The sequence below is a fragment of the Leptospira inadai serovar Lyme str. 10 genome (assembly GCF_000243675.2).
Lineage (GTDB): Bacteria > Spirochaetota > Leptospiria > Leptospirales > Leptospiraceae > Leptospira_B > Leptospira_B inadai.
This window is the reverse complement of the sequence record NZ_AHMM02000024.1, coordinates 214,505-239,528: the sequence shown is the minus strand read 5'-3', so window position 1 is coordinate 239,528 and position 25,024 is coordinate 214,505. Positions and strand designations below refer to the sequence as shown.

Genomic DNA, 25,024 nt, shown 5'->3' with positions numbered 1-25,024 from the left:
GAGATTGTAGCAAAAAATCGTGTAGTGCTTTCGGGGAGTTTCTCCCGTCTTTTTGAAAGTTCCGAAAGGTGCGGTAAATTCTGTACTCTTTCCAACGAAAGTGTGGTAAACGGAATTTTCCGCTCCGTTCCGGTACGGTAAAATTTCCGACCGCTTCTCGCGGATCGGGTACGAGTAAAGAAGCCGTTTAGCTCGCCTATGCAAGGACGACGGTTTCGAACGAGTTACCGTTTATTGGATCTCGTTTAATACTGGCGGTTAAAAATTATGCAGCCCGAAATGAAACATGAAACTGTCGCGTTGTTAAAGGTATCTTCGTTTTCCGGAAACGCATCTTATGCAGGCGAGGGGATCTACTCAATCATCTAATTTGAAATTTACCGGAATACGATGGTTCATTTTAATCGGACGGCCCTTGACGTAACCGGGACTCCAGCGAGCGGCTCGAACGACACGAATCGCCGCATCCTCGAATCCGTATCCTTTGATTCCGGCTTTTAAAACTTTGGCGTCGATTAAATTGCCATGTTCGTCCACTCTGACTTCCAAAATCGTATCGGCGTAGGAAATTCCTTGTAGCTTGGCTTTTTCCGGAAAATAATCCCGTAAATCAAAATCGATAATCGGTGTCGGCGGCTTATCGCCCATGTAAGCATATAAAAAGCCGTCCTTGTCCGTTCCATCCCCGCTTAATTTGTTGGGATCGATGTCGTTATCTTCAGGATCCTTACCGTCCTTATCGGATCCCTCTACCCATTCTTCCTTTTCCACAGGAGCGGGAGAATTTTCGCCGCCGATCAGTTCGGGAGGAATTTCCTGAATGTCGACTTCGATATCTTGAAATTCTAATCTATCGGAATCGATTTCACCGGGTTTTAAATGGGTAACGACATAGTAGGTTCCGAAACATAGAAAATGCACCAAAATCGAACCGTACAGACAGCGATCCCAAAGATTCGTACCTTCGTACCAGCTCAAGATCGAATCCCGGACTGTCAGTAACCTTGCATTCATCGATTTTCGAGACTTATCTCTTAACGGAAAGAGCGATCTTCGTGACTCCGGCTCGTCGAATCACTCCCATCGTTTCCGCAATTTTCCCATAAGGAAGAGAGGAATCCGCAGAAAGAGTCAATCTCATATTGGGTCTGATTTTCGAGTCCCGAGCTAATTGAGCCCCCAATTTTTCGGGGGTAGTTTCCGATCCTTCCAAAACGATTTTCCCGTCCTTTGTAAGCGCTACCTGAACGGACTGAGCTACGTTAGGATCGGCCGCTTGAACTTTCGGGAGATTGATATTGATGGATTCCTTTTTTAAAAAGTTCGCAGTGACCATAAAAATGACCAACAAAACGAGAATTACGTCGACCATGGGCGTAATGTTAATGCTACCGATTTCTTCTCCGTCTCCGGAAGAGGTTTGTCCTGCCATATCCTTTCCTCCTATTTTATGCTCCGGTATTTATTTCCGGGAAAGGTTTGCTAGAAACTCCTTTGAAAGAATATCTAAGTTGGATTGGATAATTTTTAGCTTTCGAGTAAAATAGTTATTTGCCATAACTACGGGAATTGCGACTGCGAGTCCGGCTGCCGTCGCAAGTAAGGCGGTCGAAATGCTCCGCATGACCACTTCCGCACCCGTATTCCCTAATGTTCCTAATCTATAAAAGGCGTTGATGACACCGAAGACCGTTCCTAGAAGACCGATAAACGGCGCGTTATTCCCTAAAGTATTCAAAATCGAAAGCCGCGTTTCAAATTCGACGCGTTCACCGATGGCTTTTCCTTCCATTAGCTCTTCTAAACTTTCTTTTCCGCTTTTGGAGTGTTCTGCGGAGAAACTTGCAAATCGGGCGTAAACGTTTTCAGGATGGACTTCGGTGAACTTTGCGGCTTTGGAGATGTCTCCGTTCCGAATCGTCTGAACGATTTCCGGCAAAAGGTTCTTAGAATCTTTCGTATTTTTGAAGAAGACTATGCCGCGTTCCACAGCGACAGCAACGGCGATGATGCTTGCAATAATCATGATGATAAAGATCGCCGATTCTCCGACTTCTACAAGTATCTCAAAGTTCATTCTACCTATCCTTCGTAATTCCTGTTTTTTCGTGGGTTAGGATAACCGTCATTCCGTTTTTGTTCCCTGTTTTTATCAGAGACCGGAAGATATATTCGAACAATTACGAATACAAGACAGAGTATCGGAACCTTCCGTAGAGATCAAATCGGAACTTTGCCCTTGGCATCTGCCCGCCGACCCGAGTGCAGACCAGTAGGCTTCGTTGCAGGTCATGACGCATTCTTGCGCTTTTACGTTTAATTTCGAAAACGATTCGGAAGAAAGTAACGAGGTGCAGTATTGCGAGTACGTCGAGTACCGATTTCCGGAAATGATCTTTGCTAACGAGGACTCGTTAATACCCGATAGATCCTGCGTGGATTTCAAGCAGGTCTCCTCCTCCTCATTAGCATTTACGCAGGCCTTTAAGGGATCCGGCGAATTCTGAAGAAGGGATTGTAAGATCAAGCCAGGGTCTGCGCCCTTATTCGAAGATTGCTCTCCTTGATTCACGCAGGCGACAAGGAAGACGGAACCAATAATAATGAGGAAGGATCTAACAAAAAAAGAATTCTTCTTTATAACGATAGGCATTAGAATTTCACCTCAATTCCAATGTTGAAGAACGGGATAACAACACCTCCGGCGAGAGTGATCGTCCCGAATGTGGGGGAAGGCTTCGGGTTGGTGGCGGAGTACGGTCTTGTATTGTCAAAACTTTGCCCGCTCACGTTTTCCCTCAGATAAACGTTGATGATTTCAAAAAACGTATTCACAAAACCCCATTCATAATTAAAGAATCGGTCAAACCTTAGGTCCAAACGATGGTACGGTTTCAATCTTCGCGAATTTATGTACTCCGCGAGAAACGGGTTATTCGCGTATTCGGGAGTCCAAATGGTCTGCCCGTTCGCCGGGTTGCTGAACCTACCCCCGTCATCGCCTATGATAGGAGTATAGGGTGTGTTCGTCAAGTAGGACCAGCGGGCTCCAAACTGCCATTCTTGGCTCCAGCGCCATCCGAAAACCATATTGATAACGTTAGTTCGGTCGTAATCGAATAGTGTCTGTTTGGAATTATGATAAAATTGGGCCAAATACCTTTGATCGGGCGTTAAAGGCGGATCACCGGGATTTTGTATAAATACGTTATTATTTCGAAATGTTTGGGACCAGGTATATGTGATCCATCCGAACCAATTCCGTGTCCCCGGACGTGAATTTTTTCTGAGTACGAGTTCGAATCCATGGGACCAGCCTGTCCCATTATTCGAATAATTTAAGTTTTTATTCACGAGAAAGGGCTGAGTGACTTTTCCGTAAGGGTCCGGATTGGTTCCTATAGGGTCTGTGATGTACGGATCGCTCACGATGAGTCTTGAGAATTCCTGCTTAAAGACTTCTCCCTTGATCTGATAATCCCCCGCTAGTTGTTGATCTATACCGCCCCCGTATTTAAACGCTTTCTGAAAGTCCAAATGCGGATTTCCACTATCCTTATTGAATCTAGTATCCAAGGGGAAGTTGTAGAAATTTCCCCCCCCGGCAAAAATCGTAGTCCCTTTTTCGAATTTATAAGATGCCTGTCCTCTGGGTCCTAACGCGGTATGATGAACGTACGGAATATAATCATAGCGAACTCCCGGCTCGAATTGGAATCCACCGTACCGAAGCTTTGTCGTTACGTAAGAATTATAATAGGTCCCTTGCGCGCGAATATTCGTCGGAATAGTACGGAACGCGGGATTTTGAGTGTCATAGGGATTGGGGCTTTGGTTGTTCGGATCGGTCTGGACGATGGAAGAACCCTGAGACGAATAATCCAAGACTCTGAACTCGGATCCGAATTCTACGCTTACATGCCGATTCGGGTCCCAGAACGCGTCTTGTCGCATTCCGTTATAAGCGCCTGTGGCCCTATTTTTTCCTTTAATGGATCCTAGAGAAACATTGAAATCGGTGAACGGATCATAACTGATCAGAGTCAATCGATTCGAGAAAGTTTCCGTCGGTTTCCAAGTATATCGAAGTGCCTGAGTCCTAAATCCCTGACCGGCGGAAACGCTTCCTCCGGCAATGGATGCAAACGGATCTTTGGTCGGATCGTTTTTTGATTTTGCCGGAGCGTTCAGAGCAAAGTCGTCTTTCGATGTGAATGAGTGGAAAGAAATCTGATGTTCATTGGTGAAGTTATGTACGAACTTAACCTGCGAATCTACGAATCTAGGGAGACGAAGACCGTCCGGTAAACTTGCTCCCAACCGGCTTCCTATTTCGCTAAATGTCTTGTCCAGATATCCGACTCGAGCCGCAGCCATGATATAACCTTTTCCGCCGAAAGTAGGGGCCATATAATTTACGCTCGTGGCCCATGCCGAAATGATCACGTTTCGCTGGGAAGTATCCACCTTATCTACGGTATCGATATGAATGACCCCACCCAATGCGTTATTGTAATTAGCGGGGAAAACACCGGTGTAGACATCGATGGATTTTATCAGGTTAGCGTTTACGACGGCACTCAATCCATCAAAGTGGAAGGGGTATAAGATCGGAAGATCGTCGACTAAATATAAGTTCGTATTCGGATCCGCGCCTCGGATCACATAATTGTTTGCACCGCCTCCGAAAGCTGCGGCAGGTACGACTCCCGGAATCGTCTCTAGGGAACGAAGCGGCTCTCCGAACGTACCAGGCATTCGTTTAATCTCGTCGTATTTAATCGTCGTCCGGGAAAGTATCGGTTTTTCCCTTTCCGCAGTGACGTTAATGGCACCCTTAGAGACGTTGCTTCCGCTGATTCCGATACCGCCGGACGAGGTCGGGGCATCGATAAAAAGGGTTACGAGTTGACCGGAGGCGTCTATGTTCCCTTTAATTTCTTGCATCCCGTCCACTTTAATGATTCGGAATGTATAGGCTCCGGGTGTCGGTACGATCGCCTCGAAATAACCTTCTGAATCGGTCTTATAGAATTTCTTGGTCTCGAACAAAAGAACGTTCGCCTTAGCCTCGCCTTGGTTTTTTTGGCGAGAAAATAGTCTGGCCTTGAACGTGACTTCGGCTAAAAGTTCGATCGGCGCAAATGTCAATAGGATTAAGAATTTAAAGGCGGTACGTATCATAATTTAGGGCACCTTTGGAGTCACGTATGCATCTTTAAAATTTTCGTACCAAGGAATATCCCCGCTAGGTTTGTCCAAGTAGATCAATAGGCACGCGATGGGGTAACTTACGAATGGGCAGTCTGATTTAGTGATCGCGATACTGCAAAGATCCAAATTCCGCCTTTGCACATCGCCGATTGCGACAGGATAGGGAGTGGGAATCGGATCTCCGCACTTTGTCGCAAGATATTTGGCGGCGGCATAAATTTGACTATTCGAATCTCCTTGGGAGACTAGATCTTCCCGGACACAAGCCCCCGAATAGAATGCGGAAACGGAAATTAAAACGAAGCTTACTAGAGTTTTCTTCATTTCTTTCCATCCGAGGAAGCACCGCCAGTATGTTTTCCTCCTATGTTAGAATCTCCTTTGGTTTCGGACTGCGGTTCGGGGCCTATCTCCGTAGGCGGAGCACCTACCACCATACCTTTCACCTTCAAGATACTGACCGTACCGACCGGAAAAAAAAGGTGAGTTTCATGCCAGTATCTGACTTTAACCATGGTTTTCCCGCCCGGGATTTTACGAACTGCTTCGCTTAACGCATAGTCCATATTCAAGGGGTTGGTCATCGGAATCAGGCCGAATAAGAAAAAGACCGAACTCTCTCCGGTAGAGGTTCCTAGTTCTTCGTAGTCCGTACTGCGCAATATGGTCGCCGAGTCGATGAGTCTGGGATCCCGGACTCTTCCTCCCACCTCGGTACGAGTGAGCGTTCCCGAACAGGTTTGGGTAAGAATAACCGAAATGACCAGAATGGCGTTTAGGAAAAATCGCTGCATGGGAAAAGAGATTATCGTCCTTTTCGTCTCGGTTCCGGCTGCAAGACAGGATTGGGAATGACTCCGTCGAATCGAACCGCCTCCGCCGAAATATGCAAACGATTCAAGGTTAGGAAAAGAAAGATATACTTATCCGTCCAGTACCTCAGATTGATCAATGCATCCGCCTCTTTTTCTTTTTGAAGTTCCTCCAAGAGCGTATCGATCGGAGGAGATTTTAATGGAATCCCGATAATAGCGGCGTCGAATGTGATCCAATATTTCATGCCTTCCACAGGACCCAATACCGTATATTTTTTGTCAGCCATCGGTACGGTGCTGGTCGAAAGCCCGGCGCTTGAAGTTGCACAGGCGGAAAGAATCCCGATAAAAGCGGTCATTATTAGGATTCTTGCAAACAGAAGAGGCATTTACGTTTTTCCTTTGGATGAAACCGACCTGGGTCTAGAGGACTGTTCGGTTTCTAGGTTTCTTATCCGCCTAAACGATTGGAAAAGATATATTTTCCAAGGAAAAAATTCTATTCTATTTTAGCGCCCGACTTGGGATCGATCGCGGATTCGATCGGAAAATAACGCACTAAAGGTTAACGTTAAAAATATATTATAAGATCGTAATAATTCTATTTACCTTTTCGGTAGAGTTGCAATAAATTTCTAGCCGCTTTCAGGGAACTTTCCTCGCCTCGGGTGACCTTTTGCTCCGCTAGTAAAAATTCGGATTCTAATTTTTCCCGGAAGTCCTCTATCAAAAGGGATTGTACCGATTCATGCAGCCAGTGTCTAGCTTGGTCTTTTCTATTTTTATCGAAATATCCGTTGGAACGTACGATTTCGATATATTTTAGAATTTCGAGCCATAGTTCGGAAATTCCCTGACCTGTCAGTGCCGAGCATGTCAGTACGTTCGTGGGTGCGCCCGATTCGTGAGGCGGAAGAAAATGGATTGCCGATATCGTTTCCGATTTGGCCCGTTCCGCTCTTACTGCATTTTCTCCATCGGCCTTAGTGATTGCGATTAAATCCGCCATTTCCATAATGCCGCGTTTAATTCCCTGCAATTCGTCCCCCGCCCCGGCAATGAGTAAAAGTAAAAAGATATCGGTCATCGAATGAACTGCGGTTTCGGATTGGCCGACTCCCACCGTTTCGATTAAGATAGTGTCGAAGCCCGCCGCCTCGCATAGAAAAATCGTTTCCCTCGTTTTACGGGCCACTCCTCCAAGCGAATCCCCGGAAGGAGTCGGGCGAATGAACACTTCTTCTTTTCTGGAGAGAGTCTCCATTCTAGTCTTATCGCCCAAAATGGAACCCTTTGAAAGTTGTGAAGTCGGATCTACGGTCAATACCGCGAGCTTTCTTCCTTTTTGAACAAGCAGATTCCCGAAGGATTCTATGAACGTGCTTTTTCCGACGCCTGGAATTCCGGTAATTCCGATTCTGATGCTTTTCCCCGAATGAGGAAGACAACGCTCGATAATTTGCTCCGCCATGTCCTGATGCGAATGCAAAGTACTCTCTACAAGAGTGATTGCCCGACTGAGTAGAACCCTATCCCCGTCTAAGATTCCCTTTACGAACGTACCGATTTCCGGAAGAGCCTTTCGATAACCACCGCCCCTAAGAAGGCTTTCTTTTTTTTTCTCCGATTCAGGCACGAATCCTAAACACCTTCGGCGGTCTTGATTAGAAGTTCCAGGATATCTACTCCCGCCTTGGAGATTTTTGTTCCAGGGCCGAAGATACCGTTTACTCCCGCCTTATACAGAAATTCGTAATCTTGTTGCGGGATCACCCCGCCGGCGATTACGAGAATATCATCCCGACCTAAACGTTTCAGTTCCTGGATGACCTGAGGCACCAGCGTTTTATGACCCGCTGCAAGGCTGGAAACGCCCAAAACGTGCACGTCGTTCTCCACCGCCTGCTTTGCCGCTTCGGCAGGAGTTTGAAACAGAGGACCTATATCCACGTCGAATCCCATATCGGCAAAACTTGTAGAGATGACTTTCGCGCCCCGGTCATGCCCGTCCTGTCCCATCTTCGCAACCATGATTCTGGGTTGACGTCCTTCTAATTTGGAGAATTTTTCCGAAAGGACTTTCGCCTTCTTAAAGTCAGGGTCGTCCATGATTTCCTCCGAATAGACTCCGGTTATGGAATGGGTGATCGCTTTATAACGGCCGAAAACTTTCTCCATCGCAAAGGAAATTTCCCCGAGAGTTGCCCTTTTTCTGGCCGCGTCCACCGCCAGGTCCAACAAATTTCCCCGTTCCCCTCCGGCACATTTCGTAATCGCGTCCAAGGCGGATTGAACCGCGTTCGAGTCCCGATTCTTTTTAAGTTCGTTTAATTTACGAATTTGTGATTCGCGAACAGCAGTATTATCGATATCTAATATTTCGAGCGGGTTCTCCTTACTGGGTCGATATCGATTGATTCCTACGATTACGTCCCTTCCCGAGTCGATTCTAGCTTGTTTCCGGGCGGCAGCCTCTTCGATTCTCATTTTCGGAATACCGGTTTCGATGGCTTTTGCGATCCCGCCCAATTTTTCCACTTCCTGAATCAGCTCCCAAGCACGATGGGCTAAATCGTTGGTAAGAGATTCCACATAGAACGACCCGCCCCAAGGATCCACTACTCTGTGGATATTCGTCTCTTCCTGAAGATATATCTGAGTGTTTCTTGCGATCCTTGCGGAGAAATCCGTGGGTAGAGCGATGGCTTCGTCCAATGCATTCGTGTGTAAGGATTGAGTATGTCCTAAAGCGGCGGCCAACGCTTCGATGCAAGTTCTTGCCACATTATTAAACGGATCCTGTTCGGTTAAGCTCCATCCGGAAGTTTGGCAATGAGTCCTCAGTGCGAGTGACTTGTTATTTTTAGGGTGGAAGCCTTTGACGATTTTGGCCCAGAGCAAACGTCCGGCTCGCATCTTCGCGATTTCCATGAAATGGTTCATTCCGATCGCCCAAAAGAACGAAAGCCGGGGTGCAAAGCTGTCCACATCCATTCCTGCCTTGATTCCGGTCCTAAGATACTCGAGTCCGTCCGCTAACGTATAAGCCAATTCCAAGTCGGCGGTCGCTCCCGCTTCCTGCATATGATACCCGGAGATCGAGATCGAATTGAATTTAGGCATATACTTCGTAGTGTATTGAAAGATATCCGCGATAATTCTCATGGACGGTTCCGGAGGATAAATATAAGTATTCCGTACCATGAATTCTTTTAAAATATCGTTTTGAATGGTTCCCGAAAGTAGCTCCGGTTTCACGCCTTGTTCTTCGGCGGCTACGATATAGAAAGCGAGAGTCGGAATGACTGCGCCGTTCATCGTCATGGATACGGACATTTGATCCAGCGGGATTTGATCGAACAAAACCTTCATGTCCAAAACGGAATCGATCGCCACGCCCGCTTTTCCTACGTCTCCAACGACGCGTTCGTGGTCCGAGTCATACCCTCTGTGGGTCGCCAAATCGAAGGCGACCGAGAGGCCTTTCTGTCCGGCGGCCAGGTTCCTGCGATAGAACGCATTTGACTCTTCTGCAGTCGAGAATCCCGCATATTGTCGGATGGTCCAGGGTTGTTGGACATACATGGTCGAATACGGTCCTCTAAGATAAGGTGGAATTCCCGCCGCATACTCCAGATGCTCGAGCCCTTCGGCATCGTCCTCAGTGTAAACGGGCTTAACCGGAATTTTCTCCGGGGTATGCCAGATTCTAGATTCTAAATTAGAAAGCCCTAATTCATCTAAGGCTTCCTTCGACCAATCGGCGTACGTTTCTTTTGAGCTAGAATGTTTAAGATTAGAATCGAATATGGGTCGCTTCATCGTATTCCCAGCCTTTTTTGAAGATCGGTCAAGGTTTTGAGCAGATCGGATTTGACATGTAAAAAGCCTTGGACTCCTAGCGTTTCCAATTCGGAAACTACTTCCTTCGGATTTCCGGCTACGAGAGGGATCGGTTTTGGATTCAGTTCGGGAAGAATTTCTCCCACCCATTTTAGAACTTCCTCGTCGGAAGAGCAGAAAACGATCACTTCGGGTCGCTCTTTTGCGATGGCGGACTTTGCTTCAGTGGAGCTCTCGTAGCTGCCCGGATCGATGACCGTAAAGCCTCCGCAGCCTAAGAAGTTCAGGGAGAAGATCGCTCTAGCCTTCTTCATCTTTAAATCCCCGACCGGGATCAGTAAAACTTTTATCGGTTTGCCCGTACTTTGCTCCCGGTTTTCAGTTAGGAATCGAATTTCTTCGATTGCATCGCCTGCAAAAAAATCGGGTATCGCAAGACAGGCCGATTCCCCGGGTTTTGTTTCTAGAGGCGGTGTCGACACGGATTTGTTTAAATGCGTACTCGTCATTTTATCTTTTAGATTCGGATATTGATTCGTACCCAAAAAGATTTCTTTTCGAGTCGAATAATTTTCTTCCTTTTTCTTTCTGGATGCTGCGATACGAGCTTGAATTTTTCCCGATTGTAATGAAGAGAGAAAGCCGCCTTCTTTTTCGATTTCGCAGAACAATTTCCAAGCCTGTTCGGTCATGGACTGAGTCAGAGTTTCGAGATAATAGGAACCGGAGGAAGGATCGACGACCTTATCCAGATAGGATTCGTGCTTCATCAATAACTGAACGTTTCGCGCGATTCGGAGCGAAAAAGAATCCGCCGGTTGAATCAGATGATCGAAGGGTAGGACGGTGATAATTTCCGCTCCTCCGATTGCGGCGGCCATCGCTTCGGTCGTTGCCCTAAGCATATTATTATAAACGTCATAGACACCGTAATTGTATTTTGCGGTTTCCGCGGCGATAAAAGGTAAACTCGCTTCTCCTGTCTCCGAAGAATAGCCCCTAAAAATTTCCGCCCAGAGAGTTCTCGCGGCGCGAAACTTGGCGATTTCCAAAAAGTAATCGGGTCCGACGGCAAATTGTAATATAGCTTGAGAGTTAACCGTTTCCGGCTTCAGTCCGTTTTGGGAAAGTTGATACAAATATTCGGATCCTAATGCCAACGTAAACGCGAGTTCTTGTACGATCGTAGATCCGCTATCCCTGAAGGTGGAGGAATGAACGGTAAGACCCCGATAATTCGGCCAGGTCGCCGCATATTCCTCCAAGATGGGTTTTAGAGTCTCCGGGCCATGACCGCCTGAGCGACCATGGCGGGCTAAAATCCGGAACGGATCATACCCCAATCCGCCGACTAACGGCTTGATCTTGGGAAGCCAGCTGTGTATTTGCGGAGATCTTTCCTCGGCGATAAAATGAACCGTGATATCGTTCAAGGGGAGCTCATTCAGAAGAAATTCTAAATCCTCCCTTTTTTCGACCGGAATTCCCTTACGCAACGAAGTCGAATTCCGAATCACGAATCCGATCGAATTCACACCGTTGGAGGCCGCCTCTAAAGCCAGTTCTTTTGCGAGTTTCAAATCGACGGAATCGATATCCTGACGAATATTCCATTCATTCGTAAGTTTTCGTGTGGAACGCACGAATGGAAAGATACCCGGAAGATTGGAGACGGACCATTCCAAGCCTTGAAGATTTTCTTTTCTATAAAAGGGCTGAACTTTAAAACCTTCCTGGGTTTCCCAAACGAGTTTTTTCTCGAAATCACCCCCCTTTAAATCTTTGATGATTTGATCCGTCCATTCTTTCGTAGAGACCGGCGGGAATTCGCTAAAGAGTTTTTCAGTTGCCATAATATTCTCTTCTTTCGTGAGAAGATCCTTTTTCTAGGGAATAAGTCAAAATCTTCATGTAAAGTCTAAAAACTCCGATCAGGTTCCTTTTTTCGTTGATAAATAATGGGGAAGGGAAGCGAGCACGGAGAGTACAAGCGTGCTGATAATTACGAAAAGTGAAATCTCTATGGAGACATGGATTTCCTCTCCGAGTAAGGGTTTAGAAATTGCCGGTAATAAGAGTTTGATTCCTACAAACGCTAAAAGTAGGGAGACTCCTTTTTTTAAGTGAACGAATAGTTCCATCACTCCGCCTAGTAAAAAGAACAAGGATCGCAATCCTAAGATTGCAAACACGTTCGACGTATAGATAATGAAGCTATCCTGAGTGATCGAAAAGATCGCCGGAATCGAATCCACTGCGAACAAAATATCGCTGAACTCGACTACGAGAAGAATCAGAAAGGTCGATGTGAATACTAACTTCCCTTGCTCGCGCACCATTAATTTTTCCGGATGAAACGTGGAAGTCATCGGCAGGATCTTTTTGGCGTATTTTAAGAGCTTCATTTCCTCGGGATCAAAATCCTCCTCCTCGGTATGAAAATACATTTTCCATGCCGAATACAAGAGAAGGATTCCGAACAGATATAGAATCCACTCGAATCGAGAGACTAACTCCGCTCCCGAAAAAATCATCGCGGCGCGAAAGAGTAAGGCCCCTAAAATTCCCCATTTTAGAATCATGGGTTGATGATGCGATTGGATTCTGAATTTCGCAAAGATCATAATAAAAACGAAAAGATTATCCACTGAAAGGGAATATTCTAAAAGGTAACCGGCCAAAAATTCTAAGGTTTTTTCCTTCGCGACGGAAGGCGCCATCGGATCGTCGTGGAAGACATAGATGAGCGACGCGAAACCTAAGGCTAGAGAAATCCAGAACAAAGTCCAGTAGCCGGATTCTCTCAGGGAAAGTTTGCGGCTTGTTTTATTTAGAACAAATAAATCGAGATAAATTAAAATGCCCACTCCCAGGCTGAAAATGAGAAAAAGTGTAGAATCTTTTTGGCTAAAAGAGAGCATCGCAGCGTCCGGACCCGAAAACGGTTGATGGGAGACAGGTTCTAACCTGAGAGCAGGAAGACAATCCCAAATCCCGGACTTTCCCGAACCCGGAGGCTCAATTGCTCTATATCGTTTATCTTTTCCTCTGCCTTTTGCATCTGGCTGTAGTCAATCTTTGGCCGGAAGTCTTCTTACTGAGGTTGGGATCGAAAGTTTTGCCGATTCTGCTTTTGCTTTGGGATTTCACTATGGATGGACGTTGGCAGACTCGATCGAGCGGAATATGGATCGGTTTAGGTCTGATCTTCTCCTTTTTCGGGGATGCAATTTTGGCCTTTCCGGCGGAATATTTCGTTTTCGGTTTAGGAAGCTTTCTGATCGCGCAGTTATCGTATGCTTGGGGTTTTTCACGCAGGAATCCGGTGCAGATCGTCCGACTCATTCCCTTCCTACTTTTCGGTGGCGGCTTTTATTATTGGCTTCTTCCCGGAATTCCGATCTCCATGCGTCTGCCGGTCCTACTATACGTCCTCGCGATTTGCACGATGGGATGGAGAGCCTCTTCTAGAGAATGTGAAAAATTGGATTTGTGGTTGGGCATCTCCGGCGCAGTCATTTTTATTTTTTCCGACATGCTGATCGCATTAGGTCATTTCACTTCGATCCGATTTCCGGCACACGGGACTTGGATAATGGGAACGTACTATCTCGCTCAATTTTTAATTTTTATCTCCACGGAAGAGGAATCTTAAACTGAAATTTTAGGATTGTTTTTTGGAATAAAGAACGGAATTTCTTCCTTAAACGTTTTTATAAGCGCTGGTGTTCCTCAAAAAAAATGAACGCGCACGACAATCTTCGGATGAGAAAAAACGAAAAATTAGTATTGAACGCGACGGGAAATCTCACTAGAATTGACGCGACCGGAGTTAACATATGAGTATCAAACCTCTTAAAGAAACAACTTTCCTCGAGGCCATTGCAGCAGTGATCCAACACGAGAAGGACTACTTCGAGTTCTATATGGATACGTACGAAAAACTTCCGCCGGGTCGTACGCGAGAGCTATTTGAACGCCTTGCGGAGGAAGTCGATGATCATATCAAATTCATTACTGAAATTTACGAAGTCGCGGAAGGCGCCGAGCTGCCTAATCTAAAACAACTTACCGCGATCCATAAATTTCACCAAACAACGATTCAGAAATTGATGAATAAAGTGGAACGGACGATAACCGGTTCCGGCTCCAAGGATGCACACGAAGCTTTAGAGCTTGCAATTCGAGAGGCGGAGAACTCGGTGGCATTTTATGAAAAGCTAACGACCAAGTTCACGGACCCGAATATTAAGCTCTTGTTTAGCAAACTTATGGAATATAGCCAAAATTATCAGTCCCTTTTGGAAGCGGAACTCAATGCCTTGGATCAAACGCATTCGAGCCGAGGCGCTTACTTTTGGGACGAACAGGCCGAAGAAGTCGCGAAAGCGGTGGACGCTCCCGTAAAAGGGATTAAAAATTCTAAGGTTGCCAAACCCAAAAAAGCCTCCCCTAAAAAAGTAGCTAAGAAAGCGGTCCCAATTCCCAAAAAAGCCGCCGCCAAAAAGAAAATCGAGCCGGCAAAGAAAAAGATCGCCGCTAAGAAAGCCGCTCCGAAAAAGAAAGTGGCTGCCAAGAAAAAACGCTAGAGATTCCGAGTAAAGCGGAGCGCTCTCTTTCCGAGCCGCTCCGTTAAAAAAGGGTTTTGTCTTCCGTACCGAAGTTTCAATTTGGACGAAGGATGAAAACAAACGCCACTCCGGATTGGGTAAGGATCCAAGCCTTATATCCGGTAAATCGGGAAATGATCTGGTTAAATAATTGCGGTACTACTCCTTGTAATACCGAAACGATCCGTTGGGTCAACGAGTATCTTCAAGGATATGCGTCTCAGGGAGGTCTCACGGAAGTGAGACGTTATGCGAGCGTAAAACGGGCGATTCGGAAGATTCTCGCCGAATTGCTAGGTTGCGACCAGGGAGAACTCAGCTTAATTCATAATACCAACGAGGGGATGAATTTTATTTCCTTGGGAGTACAATTGCAACCTGGGGACCAAATTTTACTTCTTGAGAATGAGTATCCTTCCAACATTTATCCTTGGGAACACTGGAAGGAAAAAGGGGTAGAGCTCGCCTTTGTTCCGATGTCGGAAACTCCCGAAGGATTTTTAGAAAACTTAAAAGATTCATTAACTCCGGAAACGAGATTGGTGAGTCTTTCCGCGGTTCATTGGTGCACTGGAATGCCTTTTCCTTTAGAAGAAATCGGAACTCTTCTGGCGGAAAAAGGAATCGAATTCGCTTTGGACGGAGCGCAAGGTGTGGGTTTATTACCGATTCGCCCAAGAGAAATGAAAATTTCCTATATGGCTTTTCCTGCTTGGAAATGGCTTCTTGGACCTCTGGGTTTAGGGGTTATGTACGTAGCCAAAGAGAAATTGGAATCCCTTCACTTCCCGTTCAAAGGTACCGGGTCAGTGATTAACGACGAAGTATATCTTCCGTATCGCGAAGAATTGAAGGGTACCGATCGGTATGAGATTTCAACGGTGAATTTTATAGACTGGGTCTATTTTCAGTCCACCTTGGAGATGCTGAATGAAATCGGCTTTCACTCCTCGATGGCTCGAATCTACGAGTTGGCCGATTATTTATCGGACCGGTTACGGGAGGCAGGCTGGACGCTTTGCTCGGACCATTTTCCGGATTTTAAAACCGGAATTGTTGTGGCCGAAAAGCCGGGCATAGCCATGGAAGACACGGTCAATCATTTGAAAAAAAATGGTGTCATGTGCGCCTTGCGTCTCGGGAGGGTTCGATTTTCCCCGCATATTTATATCGCGAAAGAACAACTGGATCATGTAGTCGATCTCTTGGCAAGGTGAGCGTTGGCAAAGTTTTTTGAGCGGATCTCTCTTCTATTTCCTGTCTGGGTCATTGCAGGAGTTTCCATAAGTTGGATTTATCCTGCTTGGATCATTTGGTTCGACGGTCCTTGGATTACCTACAGTTTAGGAGTAACGATGCTCGGAATGGGGATCACGTTGGTCCCGGAGGATTTTAAGCGAGTCTTCCAGGCTCCGAAGGCCGTTTTGATAGGCGTTCTCGGTCAATATACGATTATGCCTTTGGCAGGTTGGGGGATCGGAATTTTATTAGGACTTCCTTCTCCTCTGGCAACGGGGCTGATCGTAGTTGCCTGTTGTCCGGGTGGAGTGGCCTCCAACGTGATCTCATTTTTGGCGAGAGGGGATGTGGCGCTCTCGGTGACTATGACCGCCGTTTCCACCTTGCTCTCGGTCGTCCTTACTCCCACGTTAACGCTACTCTTGGTTGGAAATCGGGTGGGAGCGAATCCGTACGGACTATTTTTGAACACCTTTGAAGTCGTAATCTTACCTGTAACGTTAGGGATTCTTTTGAATCGATACACTCCCAGGTTTGCCGATCGAATTAAAGTGATTTCTCCATTCGTAGCGGTGCTTTTGATTTCGCTCATTGTTTCTTCCATTCTAGGATCCGGAAAATCGGCAGTCGTGAAATCGGGGATGCTTCTACTCTCCGCCGTTTTCCTCTTACATTCCGCGGGTTACTTTTTCGGATACTGGTTCGCGAAATTCACGACCGGATCTTTACTCGTTTCTCGCACGGTTTCCATCGAGGTCGGAATGCAGAATAGCGGGCTGGGAGTCGTGCTTTCTAAAAATAATTTTGCGGATCCTCTTGTTGCCATTCCGGCCGCCTTATCCAGTTTTATTCATTCTTTGATCGGAAGCGTGTTGGCGGCAATTTGGAGAAAGGTTCCGCCGGTTGGAAAAGAGGAAATTTCGAAGTTTCCGAACGATCTTCCTTGATTTTTCAGCCGACTTTTTTTTTATTGCTTATGCAGCCTTGAAATCTACGAGGGAGAGTCATTTTTGGCTCGAAAATTCCTTTTTTAGGTTTTGGGTTAATTTTCGCAAAGAGAAATCCGCCATGAGAGAGATCATCAAGCTTTCCTGTCAGGTATGTAAGAAGGACGCTTACTTCCAGACGAAAAATAAAAAGGCGAAATCCGAGAAACTTGTTACAAAAAAGTTTTGCAAATTTTGCAGAGCACACGTCGAACATAAGGAATCTAAGGTATAACCGAAAAACCAATGGTCGCAAAAAAACTCGCATACGATAAGAAAATCCTGACCGAACTGCAGGAGTTGCTAGTAGAGAGAAAAAACTCTCTACTAGAGAAGTATGCCAAGTGGGAGGATAATAGTAAACCTTCCGGCCTAAAAGAGATGGGGGATATCGCCGATATTGCCTCCGAAATCAACGAAGAGATGCTCAGCTCCGTTCTAACCGAATCCGAAATCGATACGATTCGTGAAATCGATGCAGCCTTGGAAAAAATCGAGGATGGAACCTACGGTATTTGCGAAGGGACCGGTAAAAAAATCCCTCTCGCTCGCTTAAAAGCGATTCCATGGACTAGATACACCGTAGAGTACGCAGAGGCCGTATCGAAGCACCGCGCTTCCGGTAAGAAGAGCCCTTTGTCGGCTACGTTGACTGGCACGTATAAAATCCCTACCGACTTGGATTCTTTAGACGATTGAGTCTCGCCTTTCTCTTCTTTTCCTATTTTTAGATTGAAATCTACTTACTTATCAGGACCATTTCCAATTCGTGCCAAGCATTTTTGCCCGATTGAGGCCGCTTAGAACCCCCACTTTCTTAACACTTATCTTAAGTGTGACCCTGTCTTATGTTTTGCTGCGCTGGTCCTTATTGGTCCGCAATCCGGATACAAGTTTTGGGATCGCATGCATTCAGTTCCTTGCCGGGCTATTACCGAATTTACACCACCGCAAATCGGGTCGGATCTTTACTGCCTCTTTTGCGTTTCTTTCTCCGGGATTGCTTTTGGCCACGGAGGCTGGATATCTTTATCTATCGGCATTATTTACCGGCGCGACTTTAGGTGTTTTTTTAAGACAGTATGTGTCCACGTTTTACGGGCATTCGGTTAACGAAGAGGATCCTGTACTCAGATATTTTTATATCAACCGACCCTATAAGAATTCTCTCGAGTTCACAAAGAATCCAAAAGCGGGACTTTTTGCACTTTTCGCTTTTTTGCTCGTAGAAAGACTATTCACGTACTTTGGTATTTCTCCACTGACTGACGGAATTTTGCAGGATACGGAATATTCTGCAGGGATCTCGTCTAAGTATGCGTTCGGATTGACTCTGGACTCGTTAGGGGTCTGGTTCTCGGCTCTCATTTACTTTCTTGCCGAGGAGACTAGTTCTCATGATACGGACCCGCCTGTAAAACAATGGAGAACGGGAATTCTCGTAGGCTTTACGGGGAATTTGATTTTAGGAGCCCTCCAAGGACTTTTCAAGGAAACCGTTTTTCCGTTCAGCTCGGGCAATGCGGAAACATTCGGTGTCTCGGGATTCTTTCCGGATGCGGCGTCCTTCGGGGTTGGTATGCCGATCCTCGCGGGTTTCTTTTTATACCATGTTCATAGTAGAAACTGGCGGATTATCTCTAGAGCTGTTTTAAGTATCTCGATTTTGCTTCCTCTTTTTTTAGCGGGAAGATTCCAAGGAAGCGGGTTTTGGGTACTCTTACTTTTGGAAGGAATGACGGTCGCGATTCTCTCCTACCAAAAAGGATTTAGAAATCCTATCTTAAAATATTCTTTCATCCCCCTGGTGTTTATGGGAACCGTTCTCTTATTTGCGGGGATGTATCTTGCAGGAGGATTTGATTGGTCCCCGACTGCTTGGCAAGTATTCAGGGAAGACATAGCTGCAGCCTGGCAGAAAGGAAAAGGATTTTCCAAAATTCTGGAATTGTACTGGAAAGACGGTTGGATTCAGACTTTATCCGCTTGGAATTGGTGGAAGGAGGCCCCCGTTTTCGGGCAAGGCTTCGGAAACTTTGCACTTCGCTGGATAGAATTAGGTCCCAAAGGATCATTCCCTCCGCAGGGTCAGCAGGACTTTGCCCTCAGCTCTTTGGTATTATTAATAAGTGACGGCGGAATTCTATTTTTTCTTCTCTTTGCCACATGGATCGGATTTGAGGCGTATTTGCGAGGAGCCTATTGGACCTTAATTTTATTGCTTTTTCCCGTTTTCTTTTACCAACCCTGGATCGGCGGCGCAGGAAGTTTAGGCTTTCTTTTATTTTGGATTCTAGGCTCGTCCGGACCTTCTACAAGGACGCTTCCAAAATGGTGGATCGTTCCCGCCTTTAATTTAGTGTGTTTGGTGTTCGGTCTTGCAATCGCAATGAAAACCCTGATCAGGCTTTCGAGTCACTCGCAGGGACCGGAGTTCCGTTACGAGGAGCGTAAGACCTTCCAGCTTTCCGCAAGAGAAAAGAATACGATTAAAAACGGACTAAGAGTCAATGTATTCCGTTCAGGAACGGCATGGGTACTAGGCGATAAGAATTCCGTAAATCTGAGAGTCGGTTTAGGGCAAGACCCTAAACCGGGAAGGCCCGTCTATATTAAATGGATTTTTTCGGATGAAAAGGGCGTGGAACTGCAGTCTAGAAGCACCCCTCTTGGCTCCGTATCAAATACGGTGGCTCTGGCCGTTCCGGCAGGAGCAAAATTTTTAACGGCAAAAGTTCTAAGAGTTTCCTGGATGGAATTCGGGCCAACCGAGTTCTTTATTTCCACCGATGACTTTGACGGGTTGAATCGAATCCGATAACCGGAGTTGTTTCCGAATCTAAGTCTAATTGCGCCGGAACTTGATTCCGTATAAAATATCGAACGAATTTCTGATTTGCTGCCGAATTCGAACGGTCCAGCGCCAACCGATTAGAGTCCAAGGAATATTCGGGAAACGATATAATGCTCCGCTTTCGTGATTCGGATCTTCCTGTCGGAAGTTCTTCCAAACCGGCATTGCTTTGATTCCGACAAAGCTTTTTCCGGCGATATAAAAAGACGCTTCAGTCACTTTCCCTAAAATCGGCTCTCGGGTAACCGGAGAATAAAAACCTCTGATAGAAAGGGAATAGGCAAGAGTAGGCTCCTCTTCTTCATGAGTTCCCAAAGTGACGGATAGGAATAACGGCACTTTTAAGATTCGCTCCTGAAAGAAGGAAGGATTTAAAAAGCCCCGTAAAAGAAACAAAATCCCGAGCCAGGTCGGGTATTCCATAAAGAGCGCGATAAATTGTTGGAAGTCGATGCTTATCAGGTAGTACGGAATGAGTTGGGGCGAAAAAAGATAAAAATTTAAACAGAATATAGGGATCCCGAACAGTAGGATGGCGATTAATGTTCTCCCGGCCGACAAGGATCGAAATAGAGGGATTTCGGTAATCGACTCTCCTGTTTGAGTCTTACGTAACCATGAATCATACCGGCTGTATTTTTGGATCATAGAGTAATCGTCCAAAAATAAATTCTCGGTCTGCATCATCTCGAACGGAAACGTTACCTGCGCTTGCACGACCAGAAATTCCAAGACTATAAAAGATAATCCTAATAGAACCGGAACGAATAGAATCCCGTGTTCCCCGTCTGCGACCAATCCATTGTAAATCCCGTGGAGTAAGATGACTCCTAGGAAGGCCAGCCAGGTTTCGAAACTGGAAAAGGCGGCTTTTCGGATTTGATAATTTCTAAGCAAAAAGAAACCTAAGATTCCGCCCGAAAAGGCGTGTAAGGGCAAGGAAGTTCCGGCTCGCAGGAGGCTCGGCCAGAATTCCAATTGAAAAGAATAAAAAATGTTTTCGATGCAACCGAAAGACGTTCCTACGGTTAGTCCGAAGTAAAGTCCGTCCGCAAGACTTAAGGTTTTGCCTACTCGTCGAAAATACCAAAGTGCAATAAGAGCCTTGGAACTTTCTTCCGGGAGGGCTCCGGTAAATATCGCCCGGGAAAATTGGGAAAGTTCGGGAAAGAAATCGAAAACTTGCACTTCCCAGACAAGAGAAATTCCCGTTGCGACCATTCCAGAGAAAATGGCCGTAACCGTTGCAAGACTTCCTTGCCCCGAGTAGTATGTCTTTTTATAGAAGCCCCAGTAAAACCAGGCGGCCAATAAAGCGGCGATCGGCTTTGTTAACTCCAACCAGATTTCCGTTCGACCCATAAAAAAAGGCATTGTCCAACTAGTATCGGACAATGCCTCCTTTAGGTAAATCCGAGACGGTATTTCTTAGATAACGATGGATTGTTTCCTTCTCAAGATATACAGTCCGATTCCTCCGATTCCTAAGAGGGCGATCGCGTAGAATGCGGCGAATTTCTTCACCGACAAAAATAGGTAACCTAAAAAGTTCGGGGAATCCGGAACGGGGAAGACCTTACTTTCGTTCGTGATATGATTATACCAAGCCTTGTAGTTAGTTCCTTTTGACTCTACCCAACGGGAGAAGTCTCCGTAACCTGTTTGTGAGGCCTTACGTATATCCTGCTTTTCATACGGATATTTCCAGGCTCCCGGTACAAGGATTGCCCAGGGAAATCCCGTAGAGTCCATATACCGGTCCGATCCGTCTGCATTTTTATAAAGTCCAGGAAAATGAATATCCTGCTTCGAGTTGACTACATGCGCGAATAAATCGTACGGGAACGCACCCAACTGAGCTCTCGTGACGGGACTGTCGAAGATGATCTCGATGGTGGCCACATGACCTTGCTTGAAGACTTCTCCCGGATTTGCGTTTTGACCGTGCAGAGTCTTGCCCGAGTCCGGCAAAAGCTCGTATCCCTGATTTAATTGTGCGGCCGTAAGGGTCGCGGTTGTATGAGCTAGCTTATTATTCTCGTTCCCGTCAGTTCGTTTATACGTAACGGTTGCGCCTACGTTAACGGGTAGCTTGAGTAAAAGTTTGTGCGTGTACCCGGCTCCTCTCGCGACATGTTGGTATTTTCCACGAAGCCGCACGATTTTACCCGTCGCATCCAAGTCCTCTTCGTTTCTGAATTGCACGACATAGTCGTTCAAATCGGCATCACCGGGAGAAGGATAAAGATCTTCGAACGCAAGCGTATAAACTCCCTCGGCAGGATATAAAAGTTCCGTGGAACGAGACCGATCATCCGGATAAATATCCGTGTTGTCCGGGACCCCGTCTCCGTCGGAATCTGCGACCTTATGGGAAGGCAGAGTAATCGCATAACGAATCGTTCTGGTAATTCCTAAACGTTGCTCCAGATTGACGTACTGCGAAATGGACTCTCCTCCTATGGAAATATCGATCGTAATACTTCCTACGGACGTCGGAACGGTTAACGATCCGCTTACCTTACCGGAAGAATCGGAAATCCCTTGGAAAAGAAGATTACTCGTCTCGTCATAGACAAGAACCGTAGCCCCGCTGACAGGCTTCGTTTCCTTATCCACGACCGTTAAGTTAAGAGGAATCGTTTGAGTCGTATTAAAATTGAAATGTGAACTTCCTTTCGGATCGTCTACGACTACGACTGCCACGGTCGGAGTTCCGGACCCTTTATCTCCGCCGGAATTCCCCGAACCGGAAGTATTGGTTGAGCCTCCGTTATTTCCGGACCTGTCATCCGACGAAGGATTATTCGAATGATTATTAGCGGAACCTGAATTGTTCTCGGAGCCTCCGTTCGACGAATGATTGCCTGAGTTCCCGTTTGAGGAAGAATTATCGGAAGTACCGGTATTAGAACTAGAAGATCCGTTTCCATTCGAAGAAGATTGGCTGGAAGGAGGCGTACTTCCGGACCCATCGGAGGAGGAGCCCCCGCTCGGGTTTCCCGAATTTGTCGCGCCGGTTCCGGACGAAGTTGAAGGAGTCGAACTCGAACTGCTTCCTGTTGTCCCTGCAGAAGAGGTCGGACTTGAACCGCTTCCAGGCTGGCTAACAGGATTTCCGAAACCGTCACCGGGGGTAAATACTACTCCGGTACTTCCGGAATTACCGGCAATTCCAGCGCTACCGGTTGCACCAGTAGCAGCACCATTTTGGGTGTTTAGAAGGGAAAGGAATGGAAGCAAAAGGCCTTTTTTTTTGCCGTTATTGCAATTTAGAATCAGTCCAGCCAATAGGGCCAGTAGAACGATTTTTTTCATGACGGTTTGAAACTCCCGCATTTAAACTCTAGTCTAAGAGAAGACGGCGGGTACGTAATGAATACGACAAAGGGAGTATTATTTTTTGCCGGTATGCAAAACCGCATTTCCGAAAACGAAGTTTTTATACCGAACGTCCGTAAATCCCCGTTTTTGCAATAGTTCTTTCAGGGAATTCTGATCAGGATAGGTTAAGGAAGAAACCGGTAAATAATTGAACATTTCGTTTTTTCCTCCCCAAAGGAGGTGGCCAAGAATTGGAACGATTCGAAAGAAATAGAAATTTGCCAACCATCGGACCAATGGATATTGAACCTTTCCGACATCCAGGTTTGCAAAAATTCCTCCGGGTTTTAAGACTCTATAGATTTCCGAGATCGCTTTATCTAGATTGTCCACGTTTCGCAGGCCGAACCCTACGCTCACCGCATCTAGACTAGAAGACTGAATCGAGGAAAGGTTTGTCGCGTCTCCGACCTGAACTTGGACCCGGCCTTTCCGGATCGGATCCGCTAATCGATGCCTTGCAATATCCAGCATTCCTTCCGAAAAGTCTACGCAGAGTACTTTGTCGACTTGCGGAGACCTTTCTAGTCTGACGGAGATGTCCCCGGTTCCGCAGCATAAGTCTAACGCGAGAATCTTCTGCCCGGCCCGCTCTTCGATTTCCTTTACGAGTCGATTCTTCCAAAGGCGATGCAGGAAAAAACTATTCCAATCGTTGAAGCGATCATATCTGGCCGAGATAGTGTCGAAATTCTGCTTCACGAACAGCGCTTTGGATTCGGCGGTCGGCATTTGGAAACTAGTCATTTCCCTTAGCTTTTTTTTTAAATCCGCTTTGGCAAGAGCGATTCAGATCGGGTCTTGCAGTCGACAGGAAAGGTCGGGATCTCTACTTTGTGAAAAAGGAATCGAGGACATGAATAACGGTATTTTAGGAAACGGTTGGGACTGGGTTTCTATTGCGATCGGAATTCTTTCAATCTGGAATTTAGGAACATTCGTTCATGTTTTGACGACCTTACCCAAACGCAGGATGGATTTGCTCGAAGGGTTTGTTTCCGGAACGGACGCCGGAGTCTGGGAGGAGCGAGTATCCGCGGCGCTTTTTCCGCTTGAAACCAAGCTTTCTTGGATTCGCCACCTCGCGGGCATTGCGACTATGCTCGGACTCTTAGGAACGGTGCTCGGAATATCCGAAGCTTTTTCAGCGTTGCAGGCAGCGGGGACGGTGAGTCTGGATGCGTTTGCCGGTGGAATTCGATTGGCTCTCGTCACCACGATTCTCGGATTGACGGTCGCGATTCCGTCATTATTAGGCTATCAATATTTAAAGCATCGCTTACTGGATTTGGAAAGAGATGCGCTCTCCTGGACTAAAATTCCCCCCGGCGAAACAAAATGAGAAAGTCAATTCTGCGGGAGGAAGAAGGGGCGATCGATCTCACCAGTTTTATCGATGTAGTATTCATCCTTCTTGTTTTCGTAATGTTAGCGGTAAGCTTCCGAAAGGAAATCCGTTCGATTCCTTTGGATCTTCCGCAGGTCGGAATGGGCGAGGATCCCAAGGGCGAGCGAATCGAAATCGCGCTATTGCCCGACGGAACCTTCCTCTGGAACGGAGCCAATTTGGATAGAAGCGGTTTGGAAAAAGAACTGGGATCCGGAAATTTAAAAGGTAAGGAAATTCGTTTCTTTGCGGATGAAACCGCCGATTACGGCGAAGTCGTAAAAATTTTAGATATAGTTAGACGATCGGGAATCGATTCACTGGAACTCGCCGTTAAAGGATCTAAGTAGACGAGGAATCCGACGTCCCTAACTTCGGATTGTTCTTATGCCGATCCTTATCGCGATCGGTGTTTTTCTCCAAAGTGGCGCGAAAGGCGTCCTCCATGGAAATTCCCATTTGATTCGCGAGACAAATTAATACAAAGAGAATATCTCCTAATTCCTTCGGGAGAGCGTCCGGATCTTCTCCTTTTTTAAAGGACTGGTCTCCGTATTTACGCGCGACTAGTCTTGAGAATTCTCCGACTTCCTCCATTAGGATGGCAAGGTTTGTTAACTCGGAAAAATATCGTACTCCGAAATTTCGAATCCAATCATCTACGGATTTTTGCGCTTCGTCGAACGTCATGA

At 46.3% G+C, this 25,024-nt stretch carries 25 protein-coding genes; 9 read left to right on the top strand and 16 right to left on the bottom strand.

Going from position 1 to position 25,024, the window contains the following annotated elements; translation table 11 throughout:
• Positions 1–357: 357 nt before the first annotated feature.
• The 12 genes from LEP1GSC047_RS14975 to LEP1GSC047_RS14920 all read right to left on the bottom strand — a co-directional run bounded on the left by LEP1GSC047_RS14975 (position 358) and on the right by LEP1GSC047_RS14920 (position 12,793).
• Complete coding sequence (locus LEP1GSC047_RS14975) at positions 358–1,014, bottom strand: energy transducer TonB (RefSeq protein ID WP_010409792.1); 657 nt, start codon at positions 1,012–1,014, stop codon at positions 358–360.
• A 13-nt stretch (positions 1,015–1,027) separates the two neighbouring features.
• A complete protein-coding gene (locus LEP1GSC047_RS14970) occupies positions 1,028–1,432 on the bottom strand; it encodes an ExbD/TolR family protein (RefSeq protein ID WP_010409789.1) in 405 nt (134 codons plus the stop codon).
• Positions 1,433–1,462: 30 nt separating this feature from the next.
• Positions 1,463–2,077, bottom strand: a complete 615-nt coding sequence (locus LEP1GSC047_RS14965) for a MotA/TolQ/ExbB proton channel family protein (RefSeq protein WP_010409787.1) — start codon at positions 2,075–2,077, stop codon at positions 1,463–1,465.
• A gap of 75 nt (positions 2,078–2,152) precedes the next feature.
• Positions 2,153–2,653: a hypothetical protein gene (locus LEP1GSC047_RS14960; protein WP_010409785.1), complete on the bottom strand. Its 501-nt coding sequence runs from the start codon at positions 2,651–2,653 to the stop codon at positions 2,153–2,155.
• Positions 2,653–5,184: a TonB-dependent receptor plug domain-containing protein gene (locus tag LEP1GSC047_RS14955; protein ID WP_010409782.1), complete on the bottom strand. Its 2,532-nt coding sequence runs from the start codon at positions 5,182–5,184 to the stop codon at positions 2,653–2,655. Before LEP1GSC047_RS14955 ends, LEP1GSC047_RS14960 begins: the two co-directional genes overlap by 1 nt.
• Before the next feature lie 3 nt (positions 5,185–5,187).
• Positions 5,188–5,538: a hypothetical protein gene (locus LEP1GSC047_RS14950; RefSeq protein ID WP_010409780.1), complete on the bottom strand. Its 351-nt coding sequence runs from the start codon at positions 5,536–5,538 to the stop codon at positions 5,188–5,190.
• Positions 5,535–6,008 carry a hypothetical protein gene (locus LEP1GSC047_RS14945; RefSeq protein WP_010409776.1) on the bottom strand — a complete coding sequence of 158 codons (474 nt, stop codon included), beginning with the start codon at positions 6,006–6,008 and terminating at the stop codon, positions 5,535–5,537. Before LEP1GSC047_RS14945 ends, LEP1GSC047_RS14950 begins: the two co-directional genes overlap by 4 nt.
• 11 nt (positions 6,009–6,019) lie before the next feature.
• Positions 6,020–6,418: an LIC20211 family lipoprotein gene (locus tag LEP1GSC047_RS14940; RefSeq protein ID WP_039935181.1), complete on the bottom strand. Its 399-nt coding sequence runs from the start codon at positions 6,416–6,418 to the stop codon at positions 6,020–6,022.
• A 212-nt stretch (positions 6,419–6,630) separates the two neighbouring features.
• Positions 6,631–7,665, bottom strand: a complete 1,035-nt coding sequence (meaB, locus tag LEP1GSC047_RS14935) for a methylmalonyl Co-A mutase-associated GTPase MeaB (protein WP_020988883.1) — start codon at positions 7,663–7,665, stop codon at positions 6,631–6,633.
• A 5-nt stretch (positions 7,666–7,670) separates the two neighbouring features.
• Complete coding sequence (gene scpA, locus LEP1GSC047_RS14930; RefSeq protein ID WP_010409767.1) at positions 7,671–9,851, bottom strand: methylmalonyl-CoA mutase; 2,181 nt, start codon at positions 9,849–9,851, stop codon at positions 7,671–7,673.
• Positions 9,848–11,725: a methylmalonyl-CoA mutase family protein gene (locus LEP1GSC047_RS14925; RefSeq protein WP_010409765.1), complete on the bottom strand. Its 1,878-nt coding sequence runs from the start codon at positions 11,723–11,725 to the stop codon at positions 9,848–9,850. The genes scpA and LEP1GSC047_RS14925 overlap by 4 nt, the downstream gene beginning before the upstream one ends.
• 78 nt (positions 11,726–11,803) lie before the next feature.
• Positions 11,804–12,793 carry a TerC family protein gene (locus LEP1GSC047_RS14920; RefSeq protein WP_010409763.1) on the bottom strand — a complete coding sequence of 330 codons (990 nt, stop codon included), beginning with the start codon at positions 12,791–12,793 and terminating at the stop codon, positions 11,804–11,806.
• 101 nt (positions 12,794–12,894) lie between these two features.
• Here LEP1GSC047_RS14920 and LEP1GSC047_RS14915 point away from each other — a divergent pair, with 101 nt between their 5' ends.
• The 7 genes from LEP1GSC047_RS14915 to LEP1GSC047_RS14885 all read left to right on the top strand — a co-directional run bounded on the left by LEP1GSC047_RS14915 (position 12,895) and on the right by LEP1GSC047_RS14885 (position 19,528).
• Positions 12,895–13,527, top strand: coding sequence for a lysoplasmalogenase (locus LEP1GSC047_RS14915; RefSeq protein ID WP_010409760.1), 633 nt, complete (start codon positions 12,895–12,897; stop codon positions 13,525–13,527).
• A gap of 184 nt (positions 13,528–13,711) precedes the next feature.
• Positions 13,712–14,461: a ferritin-like domain-containing protein gene (locus tag LEP1GSC047_RS14910; RefSeq protein ID WP_010409758.1), complete on the top strand. Its 750-nt coding sequence runs from the start codon at positions 13,712–13,714 to the stop codon at positions 14,459–14,461.
• 92 nt (positions 14,462–14,553) lie between these two features.
• The gene (locus tag LEP1GSC047_RS14905) at positions 14,554–15,699 is read left to right on the top strand and encodes an aminotransferase class V-fold PLP-dependent enzyme (protein WP_020988928.1); all 1,146 of its coding nucleotides are present in this window, start codon (positions 14,554–14,556) and stop codon (positions 15,697–15,699) included.
• Between the two features lie 3 nt (positions 15,700–15,702).
• Positions 15,703–16,668 (top strand): bile acid:sodium symporter family protein, encoded by a 966-nt coding sequence (locus tag LEP1GSC047_RS14900; protein ID WP_010409753.1) that lies wholly within the window; start codon positions 15,703–15,705, stop codon positions 16,666–16,668.
• Between the two features lie 121 nt (positions 16,669–16,789).
• Positions 16,790–16,942 (top strand): 50S ribosomal protein L33, encoded by a 153-nt coding sequence (gene rpmG / locus LEP1GSC047_RS14895; RefSeq protein WP_010409750.1) that lies wholly within the window; start codon positions 16,790–16,792, stop codon positions 16,940–16,942.
• A gap of 11 nt (positions 16,943–16,953) precedes the next feature.
• Positions 16,954–17,406 carry a TraR/DksA family transcriptional regulator gene (locus tag LEP1GSC047_RS14890; RefSeq protein ID WP_010409747.1) on the top strand — a complete coding sequence of 151 codons (453 nt, stop codon included), beginning with the start codon at positions 16,954–16,956 and terminating at the stop codon, positions 17,404–17,406.
• Between the two features lie 136 nt (positions 17,407–17,542).
• Positions 17,543–19,528, top strand: coding sequence for a hypothetical protein (locus tag LEP1GSC047_RS14885; protein WP_081654386.1), 1,986 nt, complete (start codon positions 17,543–17,545; stop codon positions 19,526–19,528).
• 24 nt (positions 19,529–19,552) lie between these two features.
• Here LEP1GSC047_RS14885 and LEP1GSC047_RS14880 read toward each other — a convergent pair whose 3' ends face one another.
• The 3 genes from LEP1GSC047_RS14880 to LEP1GSC047_RS14870 form a co-directional block, all read right to left on the bottom strand.
• Positions 19,553–20,935: a PrsW family glutamic-type intramembrane protease gene (locus tag LEP1GSC047_RS14880; protein ID WP_010409743.1), complete on the bottom strand. Its 1,383-nt coding sequence runs from the start codon at positions 20,933–20,935 to the stop codon at positions 19,553–19,555.
• Between the two features lie 54 nt (positions 20,936–20,989).
• On the bottom strand, positions 20,990–22,879 hold the full coding sequence (locus LEP1GSC047_RS14875; protein ID WP_039935178.1) for an LruC domain-containing protein: 1,890 nt from the start codon (positions 22,877–22,879) through the stop codon (positions 20,990–20,992).
• Positions 22,880–22,957: 78 nt separating this feature from the next.
• Entirely contained in the window at positions 22,958–23,692 is a 735-nt protein-coding gene (locus LEP1GSC047_RS14870; RefSeq protein ID WP_081654385.1) for a ubiquinone/menaquinone biosynthesis methyltransferase, read from the bottom strand.
• Positions 23,693–23,801: 109 nt separating this feature from the next.
• Between LEP1GSC047_RS14870 and LEP1GSC047_RS14865 the strand changes: the two genes are divergently transcribed.
• The gene (locus LEP1GSC047_RS14865; RefSeq protein WP_010409734.1) at positions 23,802–24,287 is read left to right on the top strand and encodes a MotA/TolQ/ExbB proton channel family protein; all 486 of its coding nucleotides are present in this window, start codon (positions 23,802–23,804) and stop codon (positions 24,285–24,287) included.
• Complete coding sequence (locus LEP1GSC047_RS14860; protein WP_010409731.1) at positions 24,284–24,682, top strand: ExbD/TolR family protein; 399 nt, start codon at positions 24,284–24,286, stop codon at positions 24,680–24,682. The genes LEP1GSC047_RS14865 and LEP1GSC047_RS14860 overlap by 4 nt, the downstream gene beginning before the upstream one ends.
• Here the strand turns inward: LEP1GSC047_RS14860 and LEP1GSC047_RS14855 are convergent.
• On the bottom strand, positions 24,675–25,022 hold the full coding sequence (locus LEP1GSC047_RS14855; RefSeq protein WP_010409728.1) for a nucleotide pyrophosphohydrolase: 348 nt from the start codon (positions 25,020–25,022) through the stop codon (positions 24,675–24,677). The two genes, LEP1GSC047_RS14860 and LEP1GSC047_RS14855, sit on opposite strands and share 8 nt — an antisense overlap.
• Between the last annotated feature and the right edge of the window lie 2 nt (positions 25,023–25,024).